Here is a 9,558-nt window from a genome sequence, read left to right on the forward strand (position 1 = left end):
CTGTGCGCCGTGGCAAGATGGGCGATGAGCCGTCCCTTTGGTGTGGAGGGCGGTCGGTGATGCGTCGGGGTGGTGCCCGACCCAAGCGTGGTGGGCCTCGGAGCGGCTAACTCCGAGGCCCTTCTCATCTCCCGATGGCTGCAAGGTCGTCGACGTGTCCGGCGACGGCTCGCACTCTGTCGGCCAGCCGCCACATGCGACGGTCAACCCCCATCCAGATCAGCAGGGCGCCGGCGCCAATGTCGTCGATGCGGTCGGCGCTGGCCCGGGACTTGTCGGCCAGCTTCCACAGCAGGTCGCATATCAGGGACAAGGAACCCCTCCTGTAAGAGACAGGGGCCGCCAGGTTGGCGGCCCCTGTAGCGAGCGGCTCAGGAATCAGCCGGTGGTGGCTTCGGTGGTGACGCGCTTCCAGGCGGACCGGAGTCGGGTCTCCCCGGCAGAGTGGCCGGCCCCGCGGAACCGGTCGGCCATCTCTCGGTAGGTGAGCGGCGGCACCTCCCCGTGCCGGAGCTCCATGACGATCCTGTCCAGTTCGTCATCGGTGAGCGCGGGCGCGGCCTCGATGGCGGCCACCGGCTCCGTGGGGGCCCACACCGGGAGGTCCCAGCGGGCCGCCGTGACGCCCGTGACGCCGGGCGTGACGCGCTCCGTGACGCAGGTCAGAGCCCGTGCGGTGCCGTCTCCCTGGCGGGCCGCCTCCAGCGTCGACCACGCCCCGGAGAGGGTCGCCGCGGTGCTGGCCTGGACCCGTGCGACGCGCGCCCCGGCCGCCGTCACGGCCTCCAGCCGCGTCACCTCGGTACCCGCTTCCGCCCGGAGCTGGGCGCGGGAGACTGCCGCCCGGTCGCGGGCCTCCTGCTGAATCTCCCGGATGGAATCGAGCGCCCTCGGGGTGAGCGCGGTCCGCTCCCACATTCCGTGCACCAGCCACAGCGCCTTTGCCGCGATCGGGAGCCAGGCGACGGCGAGCCAGGCGACGGCGCTTCCGTCGGCGGTGAACGCGTGCGCCACCAGGACGCCGGTCGCCACCAGACCGAAGCACCAGCCGACCGCCGTCACGGCGTTGCTGTGGTCGCCCTGTGCGGCAAGGCGCCGCTCGTACGCGAGGGTCGCGAGCCACCCGCCGTCCAGACCGAGACCGACCACCAGGGCGACGGCCACGGGCATGGACTCCCCGAGCCACATCATGACGACCGCGAGGGTCAGGACCATGGACACGATCGTCATGGCGACGGCCGGACCGACCGTCATCAACCGCTTGATCTTGGACATGGTCACTTCCTCCGGAGCTGACGAACGAGCAGCAGCAGGACGACGGCGGACACACCGACCGCGACGGCGACCAGGGCGACCGCGAGCAGCGCGGCCGTGGCCACACCGACGCACGCGCACGCACCGGCCGCGAGGGCGGCGACCTCACCGCCGGACCGCCGGGGCTTGGCGGGGGCGCAGCCGCAGGACTGGTGCGGCTGCGGGGCGACCTGGGCGGCCTGGACGGCGGCGACGACCGCGAGGATCTCCGCGTACCGGTCGGCCTGGACAGCGGCCTGGACGGCGTCGGCGGACGCGCGCTGAATCTCGGTGCTCATGCCGTCGCCCCCGTCCGGACCGTGCTCACGGTGCCGTCGGCCTGGCGGACGAGAAGACCCTTCTCGACGAGACGGGCGACCACCTTGGACACCGTGCCCTTGGGGAGACCCGCCTTCTCGACGATGTCCTTCTGCCGGACCGGGCCCGACTGGACGACCCGCAGCACGCGTTCGTCCGTCGACTCGACCGGGGGCGCCGGCGGGGCCGGGGGCTTCCGCATGGAGATCACCGGGGCGACCGTGGCGCCGTGCCAGATCGGGCGGTCCGGGAGCGCGATCACGTCGGCCGGACTGAACGCGCGCGTGTTGATCGGGTGCGGCTTCGCCTTCGGGCCAGACCGGAGCATCGCCACCCCGGGCATCGGGAGTTCGTGCGCGTGCCACCCCTTCTCCGTGGCGTCCTCCCCGAACACCACGCGGGACTCACTGCTGGTGGAGAGCGCGAGCGCGGCCCGGTAGGTGATCTGCGCGCTGATCTGCGGGTCGATGCCGCCCTTACTGTCCATGGTCGGCTTCTGCGTGGCCCAGATCAGGATGATCTCCGCCGCCCGCGCCATCCGGGCGAGCGTCGACAGGTTCTCCATCACCCGGTCGTATCCCTTGACCCGAGCCATCGAGATCACTTCCGCGCCCTCGTCCACGAACACGGTGATCCGGGGCCGCTCCTCGGAGATCTCGATCGTGTCCCGGCCACGCGGCACCAGTTGCAGCCGGTCGTGCATCTCGACGACCAGTTCGTCGGTCACCTCCAGGACCTCGTCCCGGGTGATGGCCGTACGGGCGCGGTGCTCCCAGTTGATCGCCTCCACCCTCTTGGGGTCGATGACGACCAGGCGGTGGTCCTCGGCTTCCGACGCCTCAGCCAACAGCGCGCGCGTCGACCAGGACTTGCCCGACCCAGACGTCCCCGCGATCAGCATCCGACGGCCCAGCGGGACCATGACCGGCTCGCCCGTGACCGTGTCGACTCCCCACGGGGCACCGGGGAACCAGCCGGACAGATCCATCCCGTCCGCCGCCGACCGGGTCCGCAGCGTCACCACGGCCCACCCGCCGCGCTTGCCGCCCTTGATCTCCAGGCGCAGGCCCGACTCACAGCCCAGCAGCGCGCGTACGTGCTCGGACGCCGACCGGAGCTTGCCCACGGTCCACTGGCCGTCCAGCCGGACGTCCGTGACGATGCCGGACTCGGTGAGCTTCGGCGTGCCGGTGATGGTCCCCGCCAGGCCGCGCCCCTCGCAGTGTCCGCGCCAGTGGTCGGGGGCGAGACGCTTGAGCAACTGGCGCTCCTCGGCGGTCGGCACGAGACCCTTGGGCTTCCGGCCGGCCGCGACGACGGCGACGACGACGGACCCGACCGCGGCGACCGTGACGGCGACCGCCGACCACAGCCACACCGACTCGGGCACGCGCGGGAGACCGACGTATCCGGCGACCGCCACGACGACGACGGCCTTCGACGCGAACAGCCACATCGGGTCCGGCACGCGACGCTTGGCGGCGGACAGCTCCCGCTCCGCGCGGTGCGTGGCGCCCTTGGTCCGCTCCGGGTCCGCCTTACGGGCGACGGCCAGCGCCTTCCGCGCGTCGGCGACGAGGGGCTTGCGCTCCGTCCGCAGCTTCCGCCGGCGGGCCGCCTCGGTCCGGTAGCGGTCCGCCGTCCAGTGGGCAGCGGCGGACGTACCCTTCATGATCGCGTGCGAGACTTGAGACTTGTCCACGGGGTTTCCTCCCAAGGTGTCCGTGGGCTGGGCGGCGCCCCCGGCAAGGGGTGTCGCCCGCTTACGTTGTGTAGTTGGTTTCCGGTTTCCGGTTCCGGCTCCGGGGGGCCCTACGCGCCTACGCGCGAGGGAAACCCGGATTCGCTACCGAGAGTGGCCCTAGGCGGCCGTCTCCCGCCCGTTCCCGGGACGGGGGACCGGATCAGCCTCGCGGGACCCTCAGCCGCTCTGCGCGCCGTCTGAGCCCTCCGGGTCGACGATCTCCAGCAGTTGCTCCAGTGAGATCTCCAGGCGACCGATCGTCCGGGCCATCTCCCGATCGTCCGACAGGTCCACCTTGGCGAGCGCCTCGCGCGCCTTCTCGACCAGGTAGCGCCGGTGTCCGTCCAGTGCGCTCATGCGTCCTCCCTCATCCAGGCTCGGATCGTGTTCGGGGCGACCGCCGTGAGTTCCGTGATCCGCCGAATCGGCAGCTCGACCTCACGGGCGGACCGGATCAGGGGGCGCAGCTCGGTCTCTACCTCCTCCAGCTCGGCGAGCAGCCGGATACGGCGCTGACCCGGCCCCGTCAGGGCGGCCTCCGCGTCGGCCCGAAGCTGAGCCGGTGTCTTCTGCGTCATGCGGTTCAGACTGACACATGACGTGCGGGGTGCGCAAGGCGCGGTAAGAGTTTCTCTACTCCATCAAGCCGGTCGCTCCGCTCCCTCGCGGGCCGTGCCCGCGCTCCTGCCTCCGTCCCGCACGGTCCCGGCCCGCGGCCACCCGCCGGGGTTTACATGGCGGGCCGTCCGCCGACTGCCGCTCTCGCCGTTGTGCGCGTGGACATGGGCAGCGGGGAGGGGAGGGGTGGCCGTCTGGGCACCGGATGCCGGGTGCGCCGGCCGACCGGGGCGGGCCGCCGTACCGCCTCCGTCACGGACGCGCGAGCGTGAGCGGACCGGACGGCCCGCCCTGGGCTGAGGGGGAGCAGCTGCTGCCGCGATGTGGCCGGGCCCGTCGTGGGCGCTCCGCTCAGCGCGCGTCCGCGGTGGGTCAGAGGCCAGCGACGGGGTTGCGCTCCCAGCGGTCGCCCTCCTCGAGGTAGCCGAGCAGGGCGCGGGAGCCGTCGGCCCATCCGCCGTGGCGGCCGATGCGCTCAAGGGTGTGGCCGGCGCGGCGGGCGGCGGTGGCGAACCCGCGGCGCAGGGAGTGGCCCGTCCACTTCCCCTCGAACCCGGCGGCGGTGGCGGCGCGGGTGACGACGGCGGCCGCGGCGGTGGCGGTGATGCGCCCGGCCGGGTCGCCGATGGTCTGGCCGTGCCGGGTCATCGGCGGGGCGATGCGGCCGTGCCGGTCGATGCGGACGAACAGCGGCCCGGCGGTGCGCTCCTGGGCGGCCAGCGCGGCGAGCAGTGCGCGGACGGCCCGCACCGGGCAGGTGGCGGGGTTGGAGCCGTAGGGCACGGCCACTTCGTCGTGCCGCTTGAGCTTGCGCCGGTAGACGTTCACCAAGAGCCCGTCCTCGGTGTCGACGACGTCGTCCAGGTCGAGCGCGGCCAGCTCGGAGACTCGAGCGGCGCAGGCGTAGCCGAGCAGCAGCAGCGCGGCGTCCCGCTGCCCGGCGAGCGTGGCGCGGTCGAGGGTGGCGAGCATCTCGCGCAGCGCGTCCGGGGTGGCGGGGGCGGCCCGGCGCGGGCGGGCGGCCGGGTCCTTGGTGACGGCCAGGCGCTGGCGGTAACCGGAGAGCACCTTCCGCGCGCCCTTGGTCTCCGGGGTGGGCAGGGCGGCGGCCTTGTGCGCGGTGCGGATCGCGGCCAGCGCGCGCTCGATGCTGGACGGGGCGAGCGGCCGGCCGGTGCGCGGCGACGGGGTCAGGGTCAGGTGCGCCACGTACTCGGTGAGCGTCTCGGGGGTGGCGGGCAGCGGCCGGCGGCCGACGCCCGCGCACCAGGCGGTGAAGGCGGTCATGTCGGCGGAGTAGGCGCGGCGGGTGGAGTCGGGGATGCCGTCCAGCACGGCCTGCCGCGCGGCGGCGGTCAGCTGCCGGTCGGCCTCGGCGGGCTCCACGGCGGCGGCGGTGCGGACGGCGATCTCTGACACGGTTCCCCCAACTCCCGATCCTGGCTCGTGAGAAGGAATGTTATCGCCAGTCAGGCCCTGATCGGCGGTTCTAAAAGTGGATCAACCAGGGCGAACCGGCGGCGTTCTATGCGACATTTCCCGACCGCCGAAACTTCTCCAACGGCGCGGCCCGCGGACCGGAGTGCCGAAGTGCCTCCCACAGGGGGCCCGTAGACCCCCCTTCACCGTTCTGTTCACGCACGCGCCGTGCTGACAGCGCCGGGCCCCCGGCGATTCGGTCTGAAGACTGAGACTCCCTATCCCCCGGGGCCCGGCGTGCGATCAGGCGGCCGTCAGGTCGACGGTGGCGAGCGCTCCGGGCCGCTTGAACGCGACACCGATGCGGGCCTCAGCGCGGAACTTCACCAGGTTCTTCTCGAACAGTGGGCCAGCCTCGGACCAATCCATCTTGACGCCCTGTCGGGTGAGCAGGGTGACGGTGGACCAGTCGCCGACGAGCCCGGTCCCGGCCTCCATGCCGGCGTCCAGGACGACGGGCACGCTCCACAGCTGGAGCGGTGCGCGGCCGGTCGGCGTGCCCGGCATCTCGGGCTGGTCCTGCTCGTTGCGCAGCAGCTCGATGGCCTCCCAGTCGCTCGGGTTGAACACCCACGCCGTCGGCTTCTCCCCCGCGAGTTGCAGCGTGGTCAGCACCTTGCGCGTGGTGATGAGCGGGTTGGTGACGTAGGCCTGCGTGCGGACGCCTGTGGTGCCGAGCAGTCCGGGAACGGCCGTGCCGTCCTCGGCGGTGCCGCCGTTGAGGATGACCGAGTGCGCTTCGAGCTGGAGGCCGGCGGTCATCTCGGAGCGGAGGAAGTCCTGGAGGGCGGGCATGTCCGCGAGCCACTGCTTGGGGATCTCCTCGGAGAGGTGGGCCAGGGTCATGACCTGCCCGGGGACCCTGTCCAGGGAGTAGGGGGAGGTGGGCTTCTGGGCACCCCGGGGGACGGTGGCCGCGTTGTGGGTGCGGGCCGTCTGCCGCATGTAGGTGAAGGCGTCGCCCCCGGTCAGTTCCATGGTGCTGATGACCTGGGCGAGCCCGTTGGAGGCGTAGGGCAGGACGACGGTGCCGATGTCGACGGGCAGCATGACGGAGCCGGAGGTGGGCAGCAGCGCCTTCTGTCCGTGCGTCATGCCGAGGGCGGCGATGGTGTCGGTGAAGGCGCGGGCCAGGCCATCGGGCTGCTCGGCCTTCATCTGGCCTTCCTGCCGCCTCCCCGAGTGCCGGGCGGCTTCGGCCTGAGCGTCGTCCGCTGCCTTGACCCTCGCCTCCAGCGCATCGGCCTTGGCCGACAACTCGTTGATCTCCTTGATCTCGGCCTCGGTGAAGTCGCGCTCTTCACTCTTGGCCGCCTCGGCGATCTCGCGGACGCGGTCGACGACCTGGCGGTGCTGCTCGCGCAGTGTGGGCATGGTGGTCCGATCCGGCCGCAGCGTGCGGCCTCGGTGTGGAGTAACGGTTATCTCCACCACGGGGCGGCGTTGAGTGCTTCGCGGCGGCCGGCGGATGCCTGGCGGCGGCGGCCCTCACACGACTTCGCGTCGTGGGGCTCGGGCACCTGACGGCGGTCTACGCGGACACCGAAGGTGGCGGCGGACCGGCCCGTCAGGGGCTCGTGATCAGTCTCGCACGCCCTGATGGGCGGCTTCAATGAGCGCGGCCAGCTGCTCGCGCGCGGACGGCTGGACGTGCCCGCCCGCGGTGACCTTGTCGCCGATGCGGACCATGTCGGCGACGGTGCCGCACAGGGAGATCAACAGCCGGGCCGCTTCGCCGAACGTGACAGTGCCGAGCATGGCCCGGGCACCATCGGGGTTGTCGGCCCACGCCAGGGCGAGGCCTGCGGCATCGGCGCGGCCCTGGAGCAACTCGGCTTCCTGCTCGGGGGTCATGTCGCTCACTGGGCACCCCCGGGCCGGAGCGGGATCGGGAGCATCTCGGGTCGGCCGGCCTCTCCGGCAGTGCCCAGGGGAAGCCAGCACGTGGCGTCCCACTGATCGACGGTGTCCTCGGGAAGACTGGCCCACTCCTCGGGGTCGCTCTCCCAATGCTCCGTGCGGTCGGTGTTCGTGGCGACGACCGGACGGCCGGCGTCGTTGATGAACCGCAGGGGCACCCTGCGTCCCTGCGGTGTGCTGTCGGTCATCGCTGCTCCTGTTCGACGGACGGCGGCGGGTCCAGGACGTCCCGGCCCCAGACCAGGCCCCACGACTCGATCAGGGCGCGCACGGCCGACTGCCCGCCCGCTTCAACGGCCTTGATCAGTGCGAGGCGGCGGCCACGGACGCGGGCCACGTGGCCGTGCCACGTCTCCGACGGGAACATGGCGACGGGCGTGCGGTCCTGGCCGTCGTCGGCGGCGATCTCCTCATCGGTCCGGTCGTCGGTCTCCACCAGCGCGTCCAGCTTCGCCTTCATCCCGTTGCTGAGGTACATGAGCCGCAGGCCGAAGGTGCCAGCCTCGAACTCGTGCCACAGGGCCACGTCGTCGGCGACGCCCGCGACGGCGGACTCGGCAACCTCGAACGGGGCCCGTCCCCCACGGCCGGCCTTCTTCATGTCACCGCGGGCCATCTCCTGCCCGATCCGCTGGACACCGCCCCGGCCGTCCTGCTCCTTGAACAGGTAGCGGCCCGCGGCTCCCTGGTCGGCACCCTGCACCGTGTCGACGCGGCACCCGGCCTCGTTCGGCTTGTACCCCCCGGACTTGACCAGGGCCGCCGACCAACGGGCGGCGGCGGCGGCCTCGAACGACGCGCGGGTGTCCTCGCTCCACGGACGTTCGGTGAAGAGCAGGACGTGGAAGTGCGGGTGCCACCCGTTCGCCCCGCACGTGCATTCCCACACCCGGTAGTAGCCGACCACGCCGTGGGAGCGCGTGGTTCGCTTCCACGCCGGGCCCGCGTTGGTCCCGAACGCCTGCTTCCATGCGTCGTGCTGCTGGGCGACCAGGCCGTGCCGCTCCCGCTTCCGCAGCGATCCGAGGGGCTGGCGCTTGTAGTGGCGCATGGTCAGGGTCCAGAACACGACGCCGTGCTCGGCGGCCGTCCAGGCGTCGACCCACGTGTCGGCCTGCTCGGCGCGGGCGGCCCGGATCTTCGCTGAACAGATCGGGCACAGGTGCACGGCGCCGCAGACGCACACCCCGGCGAACGATCCGCCCGCGTTCCCGGTCATCAGGGTGGCGGCGCCGGTCCCTGACTTCAGCATCCGGCGGCACGACTTCAGACGCTTCGACGTGGTGAGCAGCTGGAGGCCGTCGAGCAGGTCGAAGCGGGAGTCCCGGCGCGCGAGAGGCGTCATAACCGGACGCGGCGCGAGACCGGCTCTGACCTGCGGGTTTACCCCGTTGGGGTGCTCTAGGGTTCCGTACTTTCCGTATGTAGTACCTAGGCGCCTGTCCGGATTTGCTGAGGGGGTCTTGCCCGTGCGGTTTCCGGGGGTGCCGGCGGGGGCCTCCGGCCCGGCCGGGAACTGGGCAATCGCCCGCTTCACACGCTTGCGGCAGGCGTCCGAGCAGTACAGGCGGGTGCGCTTCCCGGGGGTGCGCGCGATGGCGGCACCGCACCCGGTGCAGCGTGGCCCGAGCCCAGCTTGGCCGCTGGGCGCGGGTACGGCAGACTGAAAAGGCACTGTGCCTCGCTTTGGTGGTGAGTCGGTGTTTCGGCCGGGGGTGGTATCCCGGCCCTGTTATGCAGGGGCTCGGAGCGGCTAACTCCGGGCCCTTCGCATTTCTGCTCGGGCCGCCCTGGTGTCCGCCACGGTGGTTAACCCGTGTTCAGACTTGGTCCATTCTTGCATGGTGGGGCGCCAGATGTTCCAGATGTGCGTCCCTGTCAACTCGGTGCCCTGGCCTGCGAGTTTCTCCGAAACGCGACGGGGCGAGACCTCCCGTAGTGAGGGTGTAGTTAGAGCGTAGTGAGTTCTCCGAAACGCGACGGGGCGAGACGGTATGAGGCGGGGCGAGACGGTATGAGGCGGGGCCAAAAAGGGTGACTGGAAAACCCGCGTCGACTCCCGGTTCGGATGAAATGCAGACCGGTGGTTGTCTGTGCGCCGTGGCAAGATGGGCGATGAGCCGTCCCTTTGGTGTGGAGGGCGGTCGGTGATGCGTCGGGGTGGTGCCCGACCCAAGCGTGGTGGG

Annotated in this window: 11 protein-coding genes; all 11 read right to left on the reverse strand. The window is 71.9% G+C overall.

Annotation, left to right across the window (positions count from 1 at the left end):
- Positions 1–124 precede the first annotated feature (124 nt).
- The 11 genes from ACFYQA_RS38630 to ACFYQA_RS38680 all read right to left on the reverse strand — a co-directional run bounded on the left by ACFYQA_RS38630 (position 125) and on the right by ACFYQA_RS38680 (position 8,717).
- A complete protein-coding gene (locus ACFYQA_RS38630) occupies positions 125–313 on the reverse strand; it encodes a hypothetical protein (protein ID WP_388928397.1) in 189 nt (62 codons plus the stop codon).
- 65 nt (positions 314–378) lie between these two features.
- A complete protein-coding gene (locus ACFYQA_RS38635) occupies positions 379–1,275 on the reverse strand; it encodes a protein spdB (protein ID WP_388928399.1) in 897 nt (298 codons plus the stop codon).
- Positions 1,276–1,277: 2 nt separating this feature from the next.
- Positions 1,278–1,592: a hypothetical protein gene (locus ACFYQA_RS38640; RefSeq protein WP_388928401.1), complete on the reverse strand. Its 315-nt coding sequence runs from the start codon at positions 1,590–1,592 to the stop codon at positions 1,278–1,280.
- Complete coding sequence (locus tag ACFYQA_RS38645) at positions 1,589–3,313, reverse strand: FtsK/SpoIIIE domain-containing protein (RefSeq protein ID WP_388928403.1); 1,725 nt, start codon at positions 3,311–3,313, stop codon at positions 1,589–1,591. Before ACFYQA_RS38645 ends, ACFYQA_RS38640 begins: the two co-directional genes overlap by 4 nt.
- A 219-nt stretch (positions 3,314–3,532) precedes the next feature.
- The gene (locus ACFYQA_RS38650; protein ID WP_388928405.1) at positions 3,533–3,712 is read right to left on the reverse strand and encodes a hypothetical protein; all 180 of its coding nucleotides are present in this window, start codon (positions 3,710–3,712) and stop codon (positions 3,533–3,535) included.
- Positions 3,709–3,933 (reverse strand): hypothetical protein, encoded by a 225-nt coding sequence (locus ACFYQA_RS38655; protein WP_388928407.1) that lies wholly within the window; start codon positions 3,931–3,933, stop codon positions 3,709–3,711. The genes ACFYQA_RS38650 and ACFYQA_RS38655 overlap by 4 nt, the downstream gene beginning before the upstream one ends.
- A 412-nt stretch (positions 3,934–4,345) precedes the next feature.
- A complete protein-coding gene (locus ACFYQA_RS38660) occupies positions 4,346–5,392 on the reverse strand; it encodes a tyrosine-type recombinase/integrase (protein WP_388928408.1) in 1,047 nt (348 codons plus the stop codon).
- 303 nt (positions 5,393–5,695) lie between these two features.
- On the reverse strand, positions 5,696–6,826 hold the full coding sequence (locus tag ACFYQA_RS38665; RefSeq protein ID WP_388928410.1) for a phage major capsid protein: 1,131 nt from the start codon (positions 6,824–6,826) through the stop codon (positions 5,696–5,698).
- 207 nt (positions 6,827–7,033) lie between these two features.
- The gene (locus ACFYQA_RS38670; protein ID WP_388928412.1) at positions 7,034–7,315 is read right to left on the reverse strand and encodes a hypothetical protein; all 282 of its coding nucleotides are present in this window, start codon (positions 7,313–7,315) and stop codon (positions 7,034–7,036) included.
- The gene (locus ACFYQA_RS38675) at positions 7,312–7,560 is read right to left on the reverse strand and encodes a hypothetical protein (RefSeq protein WP_388928414.1); all 249 of its coding nucleotides are present in this window, start codon (positions 7,558–7,560) and stop codon (positions 7,312–7,314) included. Before ACFYQA_RS38675 ends, ACFYQA_RS38670 begins: the two co-directional genes overlap by 4 nt.
- The gene (locus ACFYQA_RS38680) at positions 7,557–8,717 is read right to left on the reverse strand and encodes a protein rep (protein WP_388928416.1); all 1,161 of its coding nucleotides are present in this window, start codon (positions 8,715–8,717) and stop codon (positions 7,557–7,559) included. The genes ACFYQA_RS38675 and ACFYQA_RS38680 overlap by 4 nt, the downstream gene beginning before the upstream one ends.
- Positions 8,718–9,558: the final 841 nt, after the last annotated feature.

Source organism: Streptomyces sp. NPDC005774, from assembly GCF_042871645.1.
GTDB classification, from domain to species: domain Bacteria; phylum Actinomycetota; class Actinomycetes; order Streptomycetales; family Streptomycetaceae; genus Streptomyces; species Streptomyces pratens.